Source organism: Parasphingorhabdus sp. (assembly GCF_049667325.1).
Lineage (GTDB): Bacteria > Pseudomonadota > Alphaproteobacteria > Sphingomonadales > Sphingomonadaceae > Parasphingorhabdus.
This window is the reverse complement of sequence record NZ_JBATHY010000050.1, coordinates 1-18,316: the sequence shown is the minus strand read 5'-3', so window position 1 is coordinate 18,316 and position 18,316 is coordinate 1. Positions and strand designations below refer to the sequence as shown.

Here is an 18,316-nt window from a genome sequence, read left to right as displayed (position 1 = left end):
CAGAATGACAAGTTCCAGGACCATTATCTTGAAATCGATATTGATCTGTCGGACGTCATGTTCGTGACAACCGCCAACTCGCTCAATCTTCCCCAGGCCTTGCTCGACCGAATGGAGATCATCCGGCTTGAAGGCTATACCGAAGACGAGAAAGTCGAGATCGCCAAGCGCCATCTGCTGGAAAAGCAGATCGAGGCTCATGGTTTGAAAAAGGGTGAGTTTTCGCTGCGCGAAGATGCGCTGCGCGATCTGATCCGCTTCTATACCCGGGAAGCCGGCGTCCGGACTCTGGAACGCGAAATCGCAAAGCTTGCGCGCAAGGCTCTGCGCCGCATTCTAGAAGGCGAATATAAGGGAATTGAAATCACCCCCGACAATCTTGCCGACTATGCCGGTGTGCAAAAATATCGTCATGGTGTCGGCGAGGAAGAAAACCAGGTTGGCGCGGTGACCGGCCTTGCCTGGACCGAAGTGGGTGGCGAGTTGCTGACAATCGAATCCGTGACCGTGTCCGGCAAAGGACAGATCAAGACCACCGGTACGCTGGGCGACGTAATGAATGAATCCATTCAGGCAGCGCTCTCTTTTGTGAAAGCGCGTGCACCTTCCTACGGCATCAAACCGAGTATATTCAGCCGCAAGGATATTCATATCCATTTGCCCGAAGGCGCTGTGCCGAAAGACGGCCCGTCCGCCGGTGTCGGTCTCGTCACTGCCATCGTATCGACCTTGACCGGGATTCCGGTGCGCCGCGAAGTGGCCATGACCGGCGAAGTCACCTTGCGCGGTCGGATATTGCCGATTGGCGGTCTCAAGGAAAAACTCCTGGCTGCGTTGCGCGGCGGGATCACCACGGTGTTGATTCCGGCTGACAACGAAAAAGATCTGGTCGAAATTCCGGAAAGCATCACCTCCCAACTCAAGATTATTCCGCTCAGCCATGTCGACGAAGTGCTCGCCGAAGCGCTCGCGGACAAGGTGGAACCGATCGAGTGGAGCGATGCGGACGAACTCGCCAGCCATGCCACTGCTCCGATTACCGATGATACGGGTTCCGCAGCGCGGCATTGAGGGTGATTGCTATCGAGTCGCGGGGCGGAATCGAAGTTGAAATGCGGTCTTTAATTTATCGAAACAAGCCGAGCTTCGCGACCTATTGGGTCATTTACCATGATTTGTCGTAAAAAATTGGGGTTTGGCGCAGAAAACAGCGGTTTTTCTTTGACTCATCCGGATAATTTCGCATTACTGCCGCAAGACAAAGATGCGATTCAAAAGAATTGCCAATAGAGAAGGGGGGATACCCAAAATGAATAAACAGGATCTTATCAGTAACGTTGCGGACCACAGCGGCCTAAGCAAGAGCGATGCCGGCAAAGCGGTCGATGCCGTATTTGAATCCATCACCAGTGCATTGTCAGGCGGCGGCGAAGTTCGTCTCGTCGGCTTCGGCACATTCTCGACTTCAAAGCGTAAAGCTTCAACCGGCCGCAATCCGCGTACCGGTGAACCGATGCAGATTCCAGCATCGACACAAGCAAAATTCAAGGCCGGCAAGGGCTTGAAAGACGCCGTCAACAAATAATTGAACCGGGGAGCAGAGTTTCGCTCCCCATTTTTTCGCACTTTGTTCTAGAAATATCAGGCGGGACCTCGAAAAGGGGCCCGCCTTTTTCTATGGGTGATCGGGTAGAGCTGAATTGGCGTGGGTATGATTGGTGATCTTGATTGGGGGATGCCCTCGCTTGCGCTCGGGATTTTTGCCGGAAACCATCCGCCGGATGGTTTCTCTGTCGGCAAAAATGGTAGACGCTGAGGGGTTCGAACCCACGACCCGCTGATTAAGAGTCAGCTGCTCTACCAACTGAGCTAAGCGTCCATTAGAGGGGCTATATAAGGCCGAATGGAGCGAGTGCAACAGCTTGGTTGCAGAAATCATCCAAATGCGCCGCCTTGGCGACCGGGATGACGGTCGATCGACATCAATATGCCGACACATATCATGATCGTCATCATCGATGAGCCGCCGTGGCTGAGGAAGGGCAAAGGGATACCAACCACCGGTGCCAGGCCCATCACCATCATCAGGTTGATCGCGACATAGAAGAAGATTGTGACCGTCAGTCCTGCTGCGGTTAGTTGGGAGAATCGGGTTTTCGCTTTCATCGCCACCCCAAGGCCCCAGCGGAACAGCAAAAAGAAGCAGAACAGGACCACTATTCCGCCCGCCAAGCCCCATTCCTCGGCCATGGTTGCGAACACAAAATCGGTATGTCCCTCGGGCAAATAATCGAGATGGCTCTGGGTGCCGTTCATGAAACCTTTGCCAAACAGGCCGCCAGAGCCGATTGCGATCTTTGATTGACTGATATGATAGCCCGATCCCAGCGGATCATTTTCCGGGTTGAGGAAGGTCGTCACGCGCTTCTGCTGATATTCTTCCAGCGCAAAGAAATAGGCTATCGGTGCCATGACTGCGACCGCCGCTCCGCCGCCGATGAACAGACGCAGAGGCAGTCCGGCCAGAAAGGCGACGGTCAGCGCGCCGACAAACACGGTTATCGTGGTGCCGAGATCGGGTTGCAGGAGAATCAGTGCGCAAGGAACCGCCAGCAAAGCGAAAAGTGGCCAAATCGCACCCCAGGTCCTGATCTGGCTGGGTGGCAAAAGATCATAAAACCGGGCGACCGCCAATATTATAGCGACTTTCATCAATTCCGATGGCTGGATCCGGATGAAACCGAAGTTGAGCCATCGCTGGCTGCCGCCACCGACGGCGCCGATCAGTTCTACGCCGACCAGCATGACAACGATAATGATATAGGTCGGGAAGGCCATGGTTTTCCAGAAAGTTTCCTTGAACCGCGACATCACCACCGCCATCGCGAGAAATACCACGAACCGGCCCATGTGCAGACCCGCCCATGGGCTGAGGCTGCCTCCCGCTGCCGAATAGAGGACAATAAAGCCAAAGCTGGCCATGACGAACAGAAGCAGGATTGTTTTCCAAGGAAGCTGCGCAATCGGCGCTGGAATGAAATCACTCAACTGCTATTCTCCGGCACCGGTTTGGGTGGTTTCGGTGGTTTCCGGTTTTGCCGCAACGGGGTTTTTGGCGATCGCCTTTTCCAGTCCTTTTCTGGCGCGATAGGCTGCCATTTTCGAATCCATACGCTCCTGTATCGTGCCACCCCAAGACGTTTCGAGATCGGTGAGGATATCCATCGCTTTCTGGCGATCGTAGAGAAAAGTAAGTACGTCCCGAGCAACTGGATAGGCTGCTCCCGACCCGCCGCCATGCTCGATGACCACTGCCGCCGCATAGCGGGGATTGTCAACCGGGGCGAAACAGACGAACAGGCCATGGTCGCGATATTTCCAGGCCACGTCATTGCCCCCGCGGCCAAAATCGAGATTGACCACCTGGGCAGTACCGGTTTTTCCGGCCATTTGCACATTCTCAAGCGGCAATCGTGCACGTCCGGCGGTGCCCGCTCCGTTGACAACATCGCTCATTGCTTTCTGCACGTAGACGAGATGTTCCGGATCGAGGTTCAATGTTTCCATCGGTGTTTTTTTCTTGTTCATGATAAGGCGCGGGACCACGAGATTTCCGGTCGCGATCCGCGCAGACATGACTGCGAGCTGGGTCGGGTTGACCAGCATATATCCCTGGCCGATCGTCGTATTGACCGTATCATAGGCCTGCCACTCCCGGTCATATTTCTTGCGAAGCCAAGCCGGGTCGGGAACCGTACCGTAAAACTGGCTGGGAACCGGCAACGGATATTTTTGCCCCAGGCCCAGACGATTGGCCATTAATGCTATCGGATTGATACCGATTTTCTGGGCGAAGTGATAAAAATAGACATCGCAGCTCTGGTAGATGCCCTTGGCCATATCGACCCGCCCGTGGCCACCACGCTTCCAGCAGCGGAATCGCCTGTTGCCGACCTGCAGACCGCCATTGCAATTGATGGTTTCGTCGGGGCTCAGTCCGGCCTGAAGAAAGGCGAGGGCGACCATTGGCTTCACGGTCGATCCTGGTGGAAACAGGCTTTTGAGCGATTTGTCGAGCAGAGGAACATGGTCGTCTTCGCGCAGCATGCCATATTCTGTGACACCGATGCCGTCGGAGAAGCTGTTCGGATCAAAGGACGGCATCGAGGTCATCGTCAAAATGTCGCCGCTATCACAATCCAGGACAACCACCGACCCGGACTGCGTACCCAACCGGCGGGCAGCATATTCCTGCAGGTCGATATCGAGGGTCAATTGCAACGCCTTGCCGGGAATATCGGTGCGAGTGCTGAGTTCCCTTACAATCTTGCCGCGCGCCGTCACTTCTACCCGTTTTGCACCGGGTTTGCCCTGCAAGCGGTCCTCGAAGATCTGCTCCAACCCGTCCTTGCCGATTTTATATCCCGGCGTGATCAATATCGGGTCCGGATTTTCCTTATATTCTTCCGCAGATGCCGTTCCGACATAGCCGACGAGATGTCCGATCGCCGGGCCGCTCGGATAGTTGCGCGAGAAACCCTGACGAGGAGACACGCCGGGAAGATCAGGCAATCTGACACTGACGGCGGCATAGGCTTCCCAATTCAGTCCGGTGGCGACCTGAACCGGTTGAAAGCTGCTCGCCTGCTCCAGTTCGCGGTTGATTCGTTCCAGATCTTCCGAATCGAGCGCAAGCAGCTCGGCCAGCGTTGCAACGGTTTTTTTCTTGTCTCGCAACCGGTCGGGAATGATATCGACACGAAAATCGGTCTTGTTATTGGCAATCGGTTTTCCGCTGCGGTCGATCAGCCAGCCACGTCTGGGCGGTACGAGCGTGAGGTTGACCCGGTTGCTTTCCGACAACAGCTTGTACCGCTCGTTCTCGGCGACCGAGATATAGGCCATCCGGCCAGCGAGCAGCACGCCAACTCCGACCTGCAATCCGCCGATAACCGTGGCTCTCCGTGAAAAGGTCAGCGTCTGCATGGCGCTGCTTATCGTTTTGGCGGGCCTCATGAAGCCACCCGCCAATTGTCAACTGCGCCGATGAGCCGCGCAACAAACGGATAGAGCAGGATTGACAACAGCATCTGTGGCACAAGCAAGTCGAGCCGTAGCATATTGGTTTGAAAATCGACGATCAACATACCGCCTATTAGCACAAAAACCGTTGCAATGGAGGCGATAAGCCAGTCCTGCCAATAGTCGCGGCTTACGGCTTTCCTGTCGATTGCTTCGAGGAAGATAAAAACGACCGACCAGAGAAGCACGGCACTGCCAAAAGGCTGTCCGCTGAAAATATCATCGATCAAGCCCAGCGGAAATCCGGCCCATACCGGCCAGAATCCGGGACGGATCAGACGCCAGGCCAGGACCGCAAGCAAACCCATCGGTGGTAGAATAGGATAATCGGTGATGATCGGCAGGGCCGTGATCATCGAGCCCAGAACGACGGTAATCGGTGGCACCAGCTTGATCCGCAACTGGGACGGTTGTCTGCCGATTCTGGATTGACGGGACCAGGCCACTATTCGCCTGTCTCCTCTTCCAGGTCAGTCATTGGATTTTCCGCGATCTGACGCACTGTTTCCGCCTGGAAAATCGGCTGGACAATCGCGTGGCTGACTTTGGCAGGATTGGCCAAAACCCGACCGATTGCACCGGTTTCGGTCTTGCGAATGACCACGGCCACGGGAATGCCTGGGCTGTACAGGCCGCCGCTACCGGAAGTGATCATAAGATCGCCGCCCTTGAACGGATTGGTACCGATATTGATAGGCTGAATGTCCACAGTGCCGTCGCCCCGACCGGTGGCAAAGGCGGGAAGGCTGTCGCTGGCCCGTTGCACCGGCGTGACATTCTTTCCGTCCGAAACGAGCAGGACGCGGGCTGTCGTCGGCCCGGTTTCCAAGATCCGGCCGACTAGTCCTTCGGGCGAGCGGACGGGCTGGCCGGGCTCCAGTCCACTGGAACTGCCGACTCCCAATGTCGCGATGCGGCGCGAGCTTGACGCGGTCGAGCTGATCAGCCGGGCCATCGCTATCGAATCGGGCACTTCCTCGTTGAGCTTGAGCAGCCGTTTGAGGCGTTCGTTTTCCTGCCGGAGGGCACGGGCTTCCAGGATTTCTATGCGATTCTGTTCAACTTCCCGTTGCATCGCGGCATTTTTGGATGCCGCATTGAAATAGGCAGATATTTCGCCACCGGCGCTGCCAGTGGCACCGCCGATGTTGGACAGCGTTCTGCTGACCGGTGCGATCGTTTCTGCGCCTATCGTGCGAAGGGCGGAAAATCCGAGAGGATCGATGAATGAGACGAGCAACAGAAGCAGACCGATGATCGCTCCCAATATGCCCAGCAAATAGCTAGCGAAAATGCTGTATTGCGCCCGCTTGGAAAATCCTGGACGCCGATTTATTGGCGGCGCCATATTGGTTTATCCTTTCATTTCCAATCGTTGTTTCGTCATTCGCGCTGATTCAGGCTGTGGTCAGGACGCCCCGGAACATCGGGTCTTCCATCGCACGACCGGTGCCAATCGCGACACAGGCCAGCGGGTCTTCGGCGACCGTTACCGGCAAACCTGTTTCATCACTGAGCGCCGCGTCAAGTCCATTGATCAGCGCACCGCCGCCGGTCAGGACGATACCTTGATCGACAATATCCGCAGCCAGTTCGGGTGCCGTGTTTTCCAGCGCGATACGAACCCCTTCGATGATCGTTCCGATTGGCTCGCTGAGCGCTTCGGCGATCTGGCCCTGGTTGATCGAAATTTCTTTCGGGACGCCATTTACCAGATCACGACCCTTGATATGGATAGTGTGGCCGACGCCGTCAGCTGGAGCTTGCGCTACACCAAAGTCTTTCTTGATACGTTCAGCGGTGGTTTCGCCGATCAGCAGATTATGATGGCGACGAACATAAGAGACGATAGCCTCGTCCATCTTGTCGCCGCCGGTGCGGACAGATGTGGTATAAGCCAGACCACGCAGCGAGAGCACGGCAACTTCGGTTGTGCCGCCACCTACGTCGACGACCATCGACCCTATGGGCTCGGTAACCGGCATGTCTGCACCAATCGCTGCTGCCATTGGTTCTTCGATCAGAAACACCTGACGCGCGCCGGCGTTGGATGCGGCATCACGAATCGCGCGGCGTTCGACCGATGTCGATCCGCTGGGAACGCAGATCACGATTTCGGGATAGCTGAACAGCTTGCTCTTGCCGTTCACTTTCTGGATGAAATGCTTGATCATCTGCTCCGCGACATCGATGTCCGCGATCACACCATCGCGCAATGGCCGGATGGCTTCGATGCTGTCCGGCGTTTTGCCCATCATCATCTTCGCGTCATTGCCGACGGCCTTGACTTTTTTCACACCATTGATGGTTTCGATCGCGACGACCGATGGTTCGTTGAGAACGATTCCCCGACCTCTTGCGTATACCACTGTATTCGCGGTGCCGAGGTCGATCGCCAAATCTTGCGAACGGAACTTGAACAGATTTTCAAACATATTTTTGTCCGTAATTTCTTATATTTGCAGGCGGAGCTGCGGCAATTGATCAAAGCGATAGTTAAGCTGGACGGGTCATGAAATTAACCATGGGTTTCGCCCAGAAAATCAGGGGTCGCTTGGCAAGGTCGCTTGGGCTAGGAACGACAATATGTCAATAAGAAGACTTCCAAACAGCCTGATAAATCGGATAGCCGCCGGTGAGGTTGTGGAGCGCCCTGCCAGCGCCCTGAAAGAGCTGGTCGAAAATTCGATTGATGCCGGGGCCACCCAGATCAATATCCGTCTGGAGCAGGGCGGACTGGATCTGGTTCAGGTCGCTGACAATGGTTGCGGGATGAGCCGGGACGATATTGCTCTGGCGCTGGAACGTCATGCAACGTCGAAACTGCCGGATGAAGCAATTGAACTGGTAACCACCATGGGATTTCGCGGGGAAGCCTTGCCGTCGATCGCCAGCGTGGCACGGATGACGATTGAAAGCCGGATGGCCGGTGAGGATGGCTGGTCGCGGGTGATCGATCATGGCGAACTTGTGCACGAAGGCCCGACCGCGATTCCGCCGGGAACGAAGGTACGTGTCGAACAGCTTTTCGCCAATGTCCCGGCCCGGCGCAAATTTCTCCGCACCGCCCGCAGCGAATATGCGGCCTGCACCGATATCGTCAGGCGACTGGCAATGGCGCGGCCTGACATCGGTTTCACTCTGGAGCATCAGGGGCGCAAGGCGATCGCGGTGCAGGGCGGCGAAACCGGCCCCGAGCGGGTTGCCGCACTGACCAGCCGCGATCTGCGCGCCAACAGCGTCGGCGTGGATTTGCAGCGGGAAGAGATTCGGCTGACCGGAGTGGCCGGACTCCCCACCTATAATCGTGGTGTCGCCGATCACCAGTTTCTGTTTGTCAACGGTCGCCCGGTCAAGGACCGGTTGCTGGTCGGCGCGGTGCGCGGCGCCTATGCCGAGATGCTTGCCCGGGATCGCCATCCGGTTGTCGCCTTGTTTATCAACATGCCACCCGAACTGGTTGACGTGAATGTACACCCGGCCAAGACCGAAGTGCGTTTTCGCGAACCGGCCATGATCCGCGGCATGATTGTCAGCGGTTTGAGAAAGGCGCTCGACGAGGGCGGGTTTCGCGCAGTTCAGCGACCCTCCGAATCGGCGCTTTCAAAATGGCAAACGGAACCGTCCGCCCCCGATCCGCAAACCAGTATTTTTACCGCGCATGGCAGGGCCAATGTGGCACAACAGCCTTATCCGTCGGCGCAGGTGCAAGAGCATGTCAGTGCTTTCGCAGGCTTTGATCCGCGCGAAGATATCGCTCCGCTTATGGGCAGGGCGGAGGAGGCTTCCGGGCCGGTACCCGACGCAGCGCGTCATCCGCTGGGCATTGCCCGCGGCCAGGTGGCCAAAACCTATATTGTCGCCGAGGCGGAAGACGGTCTGGTGATCGTCGACCAGCACGCGGCGCACGAACGGCTTGTGCTGGAGCGGATGCGCAAGGCGGTCGAGGGCGGCACGGTGGCGTCTCAGGCGCTGCTGATGGCAGAAGTTGTCGAACTGGATGAAAATGCCTGCGACAGGCTTGAAGCACGCGCCGCAGAATTGTCCGATTTCGGACTGGAATTGGAACGCTTCGGCGCGACGGCTATGCTGGTGCGCGCGACACCGGCGATGCTCGGCTCGGGCGATGTTAAACAACTGGTCACCGATCTGGCGGATGAACTCGGTGCCTATGATCAAGCGCTCAGCCTCAAGGAGCGGGTCGACCATGTCGCATCGACGATGGCCTGCCACGGTTCGGTGCGGGCAGGGCGGGTGCTGAGCGTCGCAGAAATGAATGCGCTGCTCCGCGAAATGGAAGTGACGCCGCATAGCGGCCAGTGCAATCATGGCCGCCCGACATGGGTGAAGCTAGCGCTTGAAGATGTGGAAAAACTATTTGGTCGAAAGTGAATCCATCGCTGTTCGAAATGCGGATTGTGATCAGGATCATTGCCTGAATTCCTGATCTGATTAGGCACAAGATTGGAATGATAGGGGAGCTTGCCATGATATACCGCCATTCGGCCTTTACGCTTCTCGCTCTGTTGTTGGCAGATGGTGTCTTGGCCCAGGCACACCCTGCCTCCGACAGAATCGATAATATGCAGCAGGCAGAAACCGCTCTGACCGGCTACTGGCAACAGGATGACGGTCGGATTTTCTATTTTACTCAAGAAGGTTCCAGCCTGACTTCTCGACATTCGAAACATTCGTCGAGCAACAACGAAGGCGAAGTCGACTTTACCGCAACCATATACGGCAACCTGATCTATGGCGCGCACCGCGCTCCCAACTCCCGCTCGATGCAGGAGAAATGCTCGCGCCAGATATGGGTCGGCATGGGGTTGACGTTGAATGAGGAAGGCACCGGATTGACGGGCTTTCGCGGAGACCGGATTGTCGATCCGAAAGACTGCAGCGTCAAAGACAGCGACCCGGTCGGGCTTGTCTATATCAGGATCGACGAGCCCGAACCATAAAGTTGATCGCGGGCGGATTGACGGAAATCAGGGGGTGAGAAGCTGCTCGAACGGAGCGATGCTGCCGTCGCTGGCAACCGGTTTTACGCCCGCCAGCTTCGCAACAAGCGAATAGATATTCACGTTGTCAAATGCCGGTAGCTTACCGCCCGCGCTTATCGTCGGGCCGCTCGCCAGGAAAAATGCCATCATGTCAGGCTCGCGGTGATCATAGCCGTGGCCGCCGCCAATGCCGGTCATCCATTCCGGGACATCCTGATAGACGACCCAGCCGATCTCCGGCAGGCAGAGGATCGAGGGCACGCGTGGGTTCTTGCCATAAGCCAATTCCGCCGGAATATTCTCGCGGTCCCAGCATTGCATATTTTCGTGCGGGCGGAGAAAGGCCGCGTGCAGGGCCGCTTCATTGCCTTCCAATGGTTCAAATCCGGCATAGTTGCCGTCTTCGATCAGGCGATATTGATCGCGTGCCAGTATCTGGTCGAGGTGGATGATCCGATCGGGCGCGGTTTCGGTCATGCCGTGATCCGATGCGATGACGAAATTCACCGGTTGTTCGAGCGCATCAAGCTGCTGTTTCAAGCGACCTATTTCCGCGTCCACCGCGATAATAGCGGCGTGCAACTTGTCGCTCGGTGCGGGGCCAAAAAAATGGCCGGCGGTGTCGACCGTATCGAAATAGAGCGTTACCAGCGCGGGGCGGATGTCCGAGGGCCGTCGCATCCAGTCGACAACCGCGCTGACCCGGCGGTCATTCGACAGTTTTTCGTTAAACGGCCACCAGTCCGCGGGACGAATGCCATTGAAATCCACTTCCGATCCCGGCCAGAACATGGTCGCGGTGCGGATGTCCTGTTTTTCGGCGGTAATCCAGATTGGTTCTGCCTGACTCCACCAGAAAGGATCCTTGGTAGCCATTTTGAAAACCTCGCCCGGCCTCTGGCTGTCTTCCATGGTGTTGCCGACAATCCCGTGATGATCGGGAGTCTTGCCGGTTACCAGTGTCCAGTGATTGGGGAAGGTCTTGCTCGGGAAAGACGGGCGCATCGGACCATATACGCCGGATGCCGCCAGTGCGCTGAGATGGGGGGTGATCCCGCGATCCAGATAATCGGGACGGAAGCCGTCGATCGAGATCAATATCGTCACCGGATCGCGCATCTCGGTTTTTTCGCTACCCGAATCTTCCTGTTCGGGGGTCGTTGCGGAATAAGCGGGGATGCCAGCGAATAGAAAGCTCGCCACAATCAGAGAAAATATGGTTCTTATCATGCTGTCTGTTTCCCGGTTATCGGCGCTTCGCCAGATCGTGTGACCGATCAGACATTGAATTTGAAATTGAAGATATCGCCATCTTTCGCGACATATTCCTTGCCCTCCTGACGGAGCTTTCCGGCATCGCGGGCGGCGCTTTCGCCGCCAAGTTCGACATAATCGTCAAAGGCGATGGTTTCGGCGCGAATGAAGCCGCGTTCAAAGTCGCTGTGGATTTCTCCTGCCGCTTCGGGCGCTTTGGCGCCTTTGTGGACGGTCCATGCCCGTGCTTCCTTGGGGCCGACGGTGAAGAAGGTCTGCAGGTTGAGCAGCTGATATCCGGCACGAATGACCCGCGCGAGGCCTGATTCTTCCAAACCGAGGTCGGCGAGATATTCAACCCGCTCTTCCGGTTCCATGCTGACCAGTTCGGATTCGATTGCAGCGGAGACGATTACCGCTTCCGCGCCTTCTGCCTTGGCCTTTTCAAATACTGCAGCGCTCATCTCGTTGCCATTCTGGGCATCGCCTTCGTCGACATTGCAGACATAAAGCACCGGTTTTGCGGTCAGCAGCTGGGACTGGTCAAAAATCCGTTGCTCTTCCTCGCCTTCCGGCTCGGTCAGGCGCGCCGGCTTGCCTTCTCGGAGCAATTCCAAAGCCTGGCCCAGGACATTGGCGGCAATCTTGGCTTCCTTGTCGCCGCTGGTGGCTTTTTTCTGGAACGCGGGTACCCGCTTCTCAAGGCTTTCGAGATCCGAGAGTAATAGTTCGGTCTCGACAATTTCCGCATCGGAAATGGGGTCGATTTTGTTCGAAACATGCTGGATGTCGTCATCTTCGAAGCAGCGCAGCACATGGACAATCGCGTCAACCTCCCGGATATTACCGAGAAACTGGTTGCCGAGGCCTTCGCCCTGCGATGCGCCTTTGACCAGGCCGGCAATGTCGACAAACGCCAGCTGGGTCTCGATGATCTTGGCACTATTGCCGATCTTCGCGATCTGCTGCAGCCGCGGATCGGGAACCGCAACCTGACCGACATTCGGTTCGATCGTGCAAAAAGGATAATTGGCCGCCTGCGCCGCCTGTGTCTCGGTCAGTGCATTGAAAAGCGTTGATTTTCCGACGTTGGGAAGACCAACGATACCACATTTGAAACCCATTAGGAAACTCCGACACGCAGGATTGTCCTGCCATTAATTCTCATTTCAATTTGAAACCGCGCATATACGCTTTGGATTTTGAATCAAGTCCGGAGGTGGCCATCATCCGGCCTTACTGGCTCTTTTTGGCCGCCTCTTCCGCGCGTGCCTCTCTTGCGCCCTGCATCTGTGCGGTTACATCGTCCAGAGACAAGGCGGCTTCGCCATAGGCGTTGTCGAGACTCTCTTTCTGTCGGGTAACGGCTTCGTTGCTGCCCGGCATGATGGCGAAACCTTCTATCGGTTTCAACAGGCCCGCGTCGACCTGCCCGGGTTTTTTTCCTTTGCCATCATAGGAGAAGTCGCGCGGAAACTTGAGCGACACGGTCGACAGGTCGGAAAATTTGAACACCTGGCGATAACGATATGCCTTTCCGTTGGCGGTATATTCGACCTTCAGCTTCCCGTTTTCGGAGGCTGTTTCGGCGAGTAGTCTTGCATCACCATCGCTGAGCCGTTCCCGGTCCAGCAGACCGGCTGTTGATCCATTCTCGGCCTGTCCCACTTCGCTGATCGATACTTCCGCACCATCGATACCCTTTCCGCTCTTTTCATCGATCACCTCGACCGCGATTTCATGCCGGGGAATATTGCCAAAATAGGGGTCGAGGAAAGTGGGAATCAGTCCGGTGAAATAGCCCACAAGGGCCATGCCGATAGCGGTCAGAGCGGCGAGCAGCAATTTGCCAAGCCAAGGTTTGATGTGGCTGTTCCCGCGTTTCGAATTGGCTGCCTTTTGGCTGTCCTCTGTCATGCCGATCTCCAAAGATCCCGGACCCGATGTGGTGGCTGTTAGGATCCTTTTAGCGGGATTTTGGAAAATATTCCAGTTTGGCGGTCATTCCTGCATCCGCATCGCAACTTCACTCATGAAGCGCGCGTCATCGCCCTTTGCCAGCCAGTCCGCTTCTGCGGCAATCACGCCCAGCATATCCGCCAGATGATCAATTTCCGCCGTCGCATAATTGCCCAGCACATGGCCAGTCACCCGCGCTTTGTGTCCTGGATGGCCGATACCGATACGGACCCGGCGGAATTCGGGGCCGATATGGGCAATCATCGACCTGATGCCATTGTGGCCAGCTGCACCGCCGCCGCGTTTGACCTTGATTTTGAACGCCTCGAGGTCAAGCTCGTCGTAAAAGACGGTGACATCTTCCGGTTGCAATTTGTAGAAATCCAGAGCGGCGCGCACGCTTTGGCCGCTTTCATTCATGAACGTCCCCGGTTTGAGCAGGATCAGCTTTTCTCCGCCGAGCCGCGCTTCCATCGTCCAGCCTTTGAACTTCTGCTTGGGCGGGGGAAACCCATGTACTTCTTCCAGCGCGTCAATGACCATGAAACCGACATTGTGCCGGTGCATCGCATATTGCGTACCCGGATTGCCAAGGCCGACCCATAGCTGCATTTTCGAAAGCGCTCCCTGCTTGATTCGGGTTTCTTGACAGAAAAAAACCGCCCATGCTTTGAAAAATAAGCATGGACGGTTTTTCGTTACATTGTTTTGTAAGGAAAGGTCTAGCTGTCTGAACCGCCTTCTTCGCCTTCGGCACCTTCTTCGCCTTCGGCACCTTCTTCGCCTTCTTCGCCTTCTTCCGCTTCGTCTTCAGCGGCTTCATCTTCGGAAGATTTCAGTGCGGATGGTGCGACAACACCGGCAATCGTATAATCACGATCAATCGGTCCCGTCTCTGAACCCGCTGGCAAAGTGACTTGGGAAATATGAATAGAGTCGCCGATTTCGAGGCCCGTGACGTCGATTTCGATTTCATCGGGAATATGATCGGCATCGCAGAGCAATTCGAGTTCGTGACGAACCACGTTCAATACGCCGCCACGTTTCAGGCCAGGAGATTCTTCTTCGTTGACGAATACAACCGGAATAGCGACCTCGACTTTCGCGCCCTTTGAAAGGCGGAAGAAATCAACATGGAGCGGACGGTCAGTAACCGGATCAAAAGCAACATCTTTAGGAAGCGTACGGGTTTTTTTGCCACCCAGTTCAACCTGTATCAGCGAGTTCATGAAATGACCTGTGCCAAGCAGCTTGTTCAGCGCCTTCGCTTCGACATGGATCGTCACGGCTTCTTTTTTATCACCATATAATACGGCGGGGACACGGCCTTCGCGACGCAGTGCACGGGAGGCTCCCTTGCCAGCCCGTTCGCGTGGCTCGGCTGAAATAGTCAGCTGATCACTCATAATGTTGCTCCAAAATTAGGTTTTGTTAGATTTCCGCCACGCCTCCAGGGTGCTCATGGCCGGAAAGAGGGCGCTATAAGGTCGGTTTGTCGCAAAAGCAAGGGATTTGCATTAGGGGTCTAAGCTAGCGGAAGAATCCGATCTGGGAGCTTGTAGCGAGCAAAATACCGCTTTGCGACCACAGCTCCACTCGCCCGTCAGCGGCGCTGTTCCTGACCGTTGCGCCGGTCACCCGCAGCAGCATGAAATCGCTCCCCGCCGCCGCCAGATCCTCGTCGCTGGCGTATATATAGGTGGCCATGGATACGGTCGAACCGGGACGGAATTGTTCGGTAACGAAAAATGTCCGCGGCATCGGCGTGTCGCAGATCGAGAAAAGGCTGACCCGGTCGACCGGACGACCGTCCGCTTCCTTGATCCAGACCAGGGCTTCGGGAGATTCATTGACCGCAAAGGGCATGCCCTTGGCAATTCGCTGGTCATAATGGGTGACCCATGCTGGCGCCATCGGATTGACTGACGGCAAGGCTATTGAATCCTCTGGAGGTTTGATCGACGGTATTTCGACCTGATAGTCGATGTCCGTTGGCCGGCGGGTGCTGGTGATAATATCGGCGGAGTTGGTCAACGCGCCATTTTGCGACAGTTCTACCCGCCAGAACTGTGTCGAGGCGCCAGCTCGGAGCAATGTAACGGACAGGTTGACATCGCCCGGTCCGACACCGGTCATGAACATAATCTGTTGCGAGACCAGCGGGCCACGGCGTTCGGGATGCATTTCGATCGCCTGGGCAGCGATCGCCGCAACCCATCCACCGAAAGCCATGCCGGTGGGGTTGCGATAAACGTCGCTTGCCTCGATGGTAAACTGCCCGTCTTCCAGCGCTACCAGAGCGGTTTCGCGATCAAATATAAATGTCATTATATGCCCTGATTACTGGATTTTTTCGATTTTGTAGCCGCGCTTCGCGAGTGTCGACTGAACCGAATCCGGTCCGGCGAGATGGGCCGCGCCAACCGCCACTAGCGATGTGCCAGTTTTCTGCAAGCGCTTGTCGAGCTGTTCCGCCCAATTCAGATTGCGCGCCACCAGCAGATATTCGCGGGTCGTCGGATCGGTCAATATTCCGCCATCGGAAAGCGTCACGATTTCCTCGATATTTCCGGTCATCCATGCGTTGAACAGATGCTCAAAATCTTGCTGAGCATCGCCTGAATCCTCGACCACGCTGGTCAGCATCTGGCGTTGCTGTTGCTCGGGAAGCTTGTCGAAATAACCCAGTTGCAGCTCGATGGTTTCCAGTGCCTCGATCGGCTTGCCGGCCTTTTCAAACTGGGCGCTGAGTTTTTTCTCCACTCCGCCGCTGGAATTAAGCCCGAGACCCCTGGTTTGGGCGGAAGCCAGCGAGAGGGCTGCTGCCCAGGTCTCCATCCGGTTGAGCGCACGCACCGGAACATCCGCGGCGTCGATGATCCGGTCGAGGTCATCGCGCAAGGACGGCTTGATCCGGGCCTGAAGCTTCTCCTGTCCCGGCGAGACCGCCAGCCGCGAGAATATTTTTGCCGCATTCTCTGTGTCATCCAGTCCGAGCACTTCAATCACCAGCCGGTCGGACTGGGCAATCGCATCCTCAAGCGCTGGCGTGCGCCATTGCACGTCCTCGGGCAGGATGTGGATGGTGCCGAACATATAGGCCGTACCAATCTGTCCGGGCCGGGTTCCGCTGATCTTCCAAAGGGCGGGCGTGCCGACCTTGACGGTGTTAAGAGTGACCGAAGCAGGCGCATTGTTGCACGCGGTGAGCATCAACGACGCAATCAGCGTCAGGATGGAGGTAAGGATACGCATAACGACTATTTGGTGTGCCTGCCGTCAAAAGAAAAGTCGTGCGTGAGAAAAATCAATATTCGATCCGTTCTACAACGATGCCTTTTTTTGTAAGCAGCGCCTGTAAGCTGCTTTCTCCGGCAAGATGGCCGGCTCCGACCGCCAGAAACACCGTTCCGGGCTGTGCCATCCGCTGATCGACCCATTCGGCCCAGGTGATGTTGCGATTGACCAGCAAGGTTTCGTACAAAATCTTGTCCTCCAGGCCGGCGTTCATCAGTTCGCCCAGCGCATCGACATTGGCATTGGCCCATTCGGCGACCATCTGTTCCATTCCGTCAGCGGCCTCGGCAATCGTGTCGACGGTGAAGTTGAGAAAGCGGATCTGGACGTCTTCGGGCAGATTGTCGAAAAACCCCAATTGCTGCTCCGGTGTTTCAAGGCCGGTAATCTTGATCGCCCGTGCTCTGGCGTGCGCAAGCAACTCGTCCTCCACTCCCTGATCGGCAGCATATCCGTTGCGCATCAAGGGGATCAGCGAAAGATTGACGCTGGCGAACCATGGATCGAGGGGATCGAACGCGGCGACCGGCAGCCCCAGTCTGGTCATTGTCGCTTCAAAATCGGTCCGGTCCTCGGCGGTCAGCTTGTCGCGCAAGGATACACCGGTCTTGTCGATCGCCAGATCGGTAACGATTTTTGTCATTACGGCAGGGTCCGGCTTGATCATTTCGATGACCAGTTCGTCCGAGGCGTCAAAACTCTCCTTCACCGCTTCGTCAAACCAGGTCATTCCGGGCTTGAGGATATGGACGGTACCGAACAGATAGATGGTCGTGTCTTCATCCTTGATCACCCAGAGCGCGGGGTCGGGATCATCCGGCATGACCGCGGGTGTGACGGTGGCAACAGCATTGTCGCCGGCACTCACCGTATCTGCCCGAGTGGCCGGGCAGGCGGTTAGCGAGAGATAAAGGGGGAACAGTAAGACGTTGGAAAGCCAGCGACGCGCCATGAACAAGTTGCTCCGAAGGAAAGGAAAGGGCTACATTCAACAATTGATCGCAAATGCCCAGCGAAATTTGCTCGTCATCCTGAACTTGGTTCAGGACCTCTTGCGGCCAGAAAATATCGCACGTCGTGTTGAAACGGGGTCAGCATGACGAATAAGGTTGCTGCGCGGCCAATCCTCCCTTGACCCTATGCCACCCATTCGCCAAAGCGGGCGGGATATATTGCAGCCGCGAAGAAAGTCTTCATTTTGTCCGATACGAAGCCTCTCAGCTTCCAGCAGATCATCCTGAAACTCCACAATTACTGGAGCGATCAGGGCTGTGTGATCCTGCAACCCTATGACATTGAAATGGGGGCAGGGACGTTCCACACGGCAACGACCTTGCGCGCGCTTGGTCCCGACCCCTGGAACGCCGCATTCGTGCAGCCCTGCCGCCGTCCGACCGATGGCCGCTATGGCGAAAATCCCAACCGGCTCCAGCATTATTACCAATATCAGGTGGTGCTCAAGCCATCGCCGCCGGATATCCAGCAGCTCTATCTCGACAGTCTGGTAGCGATCGGCATCGATCCGATGCTCCACGATATCCGCTTTGTTGAGGATGACTGGGAAAGCCCGACGCTCGGCGCCTGGGGCCTCGGCTGGGAAGTCTGGTGCGACGGCATGGAAGTCACCCAGTTCACCTATTTCCAGCAGATGGGCGGCTATGACTGCAAGCCGGTCGCTGGCGAACTGACCTACGGCCTCGAACGGCTGGCTATGTATATCC

The 18,316-nt window shown here is 56.4% G+C and carries 18 protein-coding genes and 1 tRNA gene; 5 read left to right on the top strand and 14 right to left on the bottom strand.

What is annotated here, in order from left to right; all coding sequences use genetic code 11:
• The coding region (locus WBM93_RS02845; RefSeq protein ID WP_424427964.1) for a S16 family serine protease at window positions 1-1,071 on the top strand (1,071 nt) is incomplete at its 5' end.
• Between the two features lie 238 nt (window positions 1,072-1,309).
• Window positions 1,310-1,585 carry an HU family DNA-binding protein gene (locus WBM93_RS02840; protein WP_424427962.1) on the top strand — a complete coding sequence of 92 codons (276 nt, stop codon included), beginning with the start codon at window positions 1,310-1,312 and terminating at the stop codon, window positions 1,583-1,585.
• A gap of 218 nt (window positions 1,586-1,803) precedes the next feature.
• Here the strand turns inward: WBM93_RS02840 and WBM93_RS02835 are convergent.
• The 6 genes from WBM93_RS02835 to WBM93_RS02810 all read right to left on the bottom strand — a co-directional run bounded on the left by WBM93_RS02835 (window position 1,804) and on the right by WBM93_RS02810 (window position 7,517).
• Window positions 1,804-1,879 (bottom strand) — tRNA-Lys (locus WBM93_RS02835).
• Window positions 1,880-1,935: 56 nt separating this feature from the next.
• Window positions 1,936-3,048: a rod shape-determining protein RodA gene (gene rodA / locus WBM93_RS02830; RefSeq protein ID WP_424427960.1), complete on the bottom strand. Its 1,113-nt coding sequence runs from the start codon at window positions 3,046-3,048 to the stop codon at window positions 1,936-1,938.
• A 3-nt stretch (window positions 3,049-3,051) separates the two neighbouring features.
• Entirely contained in the window at window positions 3,052-5,016 is a 1,965-nt protein-coding gene (gene mrdA / locus WBM93_RS02825) for a penicillin-binding protein 2 (protein ID WP_424427958.1), read from the bottom strand.
• Window positions 5,013-5,528: a rod shape-determining protein MreD gene (locus WBM93_RS02820; protein ID WP_424427957.1), complete on the bottom strand. Its 516-nt coding sequence runs from the start codon at window positions 5,526-5,528 to the stop codon at window positions 5,013-5,015. The genes mrdA and WBM93_RS02820 overlap by 4 nt, the downstream gene beginning before the upstream one ends.
• The gene (gene mreC / locus WBM93_RS02815; protein WP_424427955.1) at window positions 5,528-6,430 is read right to left on the bottom strand and encodes a rod shape-determining protein MreC; all 903 of its coding nucleotides are present in this window, start codon (window positions 6,428-6,430) and stop codon (window positions 5,528-5,530) included. Before mreC ends, WBM93_RS02820 begins: the two co-directional genes overlap by 1 nt.
• A gap of 49 nt (window positions 6,431-6,479) precedes the next feature.
• On the bottom strand, window positions 6,480-7,517 hold the full coding sequence (locus tag WBM93_RS02810; protein WP_424427953.1) for a rod shape-determining protein: 1,038 nt from the start codon (window positions 7,515-7,517) through the stop codon (window positions 6,480-6,482).
• A 151-nt stretch (window positions 7,518-7,668) separates the two neighbouring features.
• Here WBM93_RS02810 and mutL point away from each other — a divergent pair, with 151 nt between their 5' ends.
• Both mutL and WBM93_RS02800 read left to right on the top strand, forming a co-directional pair.
• A complete protein-coding gene (mutL, locus tag WBM93_RS02805) occupies window positions 7,669-9,474 on the top strand; it encodes a DNA mismatch repair endonuclease MutL (RefSeq protein WP_424427952.1) in 1,806 nt (601 codons plus the stop codon).
• Window positions 9,475-9,569: 95 nt separating this feature from the next.
• On the top strand, window positions 9,570-10,043 hold the full coding sequence (locus WBM93_RS02800) for a hypothetical protein (protein ID WP_424427950.1): 474 nt from the start codon (window positions 9,570-9,572) through the stop codon (window positions 10,041-10,043).
• A 27-nt stretch (window positions 10,044-10,070) separates the two neighbouring features.
• Here WBM93_RS02800 and WBM93_RS02795 read toward each other — a convergent pair whose 3' ends face one another.
• From WBM93_RS02795 to WBM93_RS02760, 8 genes are all read right to left on the bottom strand, one after another.
• Window positions 10,071-11,315 carry an ectonucleotide pyrophosphatase/phosphodiesterase gene (locus tag WBM93_RS02795; protein ID WP_424427948.1) on the bottom strand — a complete coding sequence of 415 codons (1,245 nt, stop codon included), beginning with the start codon at window positions 11,313-11,315 and terminating at the stop codon, window positions 10,071-10,073.
• A gap of 47 nt (window positions 11,316-11,362) precedes the next feature.
• Window positions 11,363-12,463: a redox-regulated ATPase YchF gene (gene ychF / locus WBM93_RS02790; RefSeq protein WP_424427946.1), complete on the bottom strand. Its 1,101-nt coding sequence runs from the start codon at window positions 12,461-12,463 to the stop codon at window positions 11,363-11,365.
• A 112-nt stretch (window positions 12,464-12,575) separates the two neighbouring features.
• On the bottom strand, window positions 12,576-13,256 hold the full coding sequence (locus WBM93_RS02785) for a hypothetical protein (RefSeq protein ID WP_424427945.1): 681 nt from the start codon (window positions 13,254-13,256) through the stop codon (window positions 12,576-12,578).
• 84 nt (window positions 13,257-13,340) lie between these two features.
• Window positions 13,341-13,910 carry an aminoacyl-tRNA hydrolase gene (gene pth, locus WBM93_RS02780; protein WP_424427943.1) on the bottom strand — a complete coding sequence of 190 codons (570 nt, stop codon included), beginning with the start codon at window positions 13,908-13,910 and terminating at the stop codon, window positions 13,341-13,343.
• A 110-nt stretch (window positions 13,911-14,020) separates the two neighbouring features.
• Window positions 14,021-14,704: a 50S ribosomal protein L25/general stress protein Ctc gene (locus tag WBM93_RS02775; protein WP_424427941.1), complete on the bottom strand. Its 684-nt coding sequence runs from the start codon at window positions 14,702-14,704 to the stop codon at window positions 14,021-14,023.
• 124 nt (window positions 14,705-14,828) lie between these two features.
• The gene (locus WBM93_RS02770) at window positions 14,829-15,626 is read right to left on the bottom strand and encodes an acyl-CoA thioesterase (RefSeq protein ID WP_424427939.1); all 798 of its coding nucleotides are present in this window, start codon (window positions 15,624-15,626) and stop codon (window positions 14,829-14,831) included.
• 12 nt (window positions 15,627-15,638) lie between these two features.
• Complete coding sequence (locus tag WBM93_RS02765) at window positions 15,639-16,553, bottom strand: TraB/GumN family protein (RefSeq protein WP_424427937.1); 915 nt, start codon at window positions 16,551-16,553, stop codon at window positions 15,639-15,641.
• A gap of 52 nt (window positions 16,554-16,605) precedes the next feature.
• The gene (locus tag WBM93_RS02760) at window positions 16,606-17,547 is read right to left on the bottom strand and encodes a TraB/GumN family protein (protein ID WP_424427935.1); all 942 of its coding nucleotides are present in this window, start codon (window positions 17,545-17,547) and stop codon (window positions 16,606-16,608) included.
• Between the two features lie 246 nt (window positions 17,548-17,793).
• Between WBM93_RS02760 and WBM93_RS02755 the strand changes: the two genes are divergently transcribed.
• On the top strand, window positions 17,794-18,316 hold a 523-nt coding region (locus WBM93_RS02755; RefSeq protein ID WP_424427933.1), incomplete at its 3' end, for a glycine--tRNA ligase subunit alpha.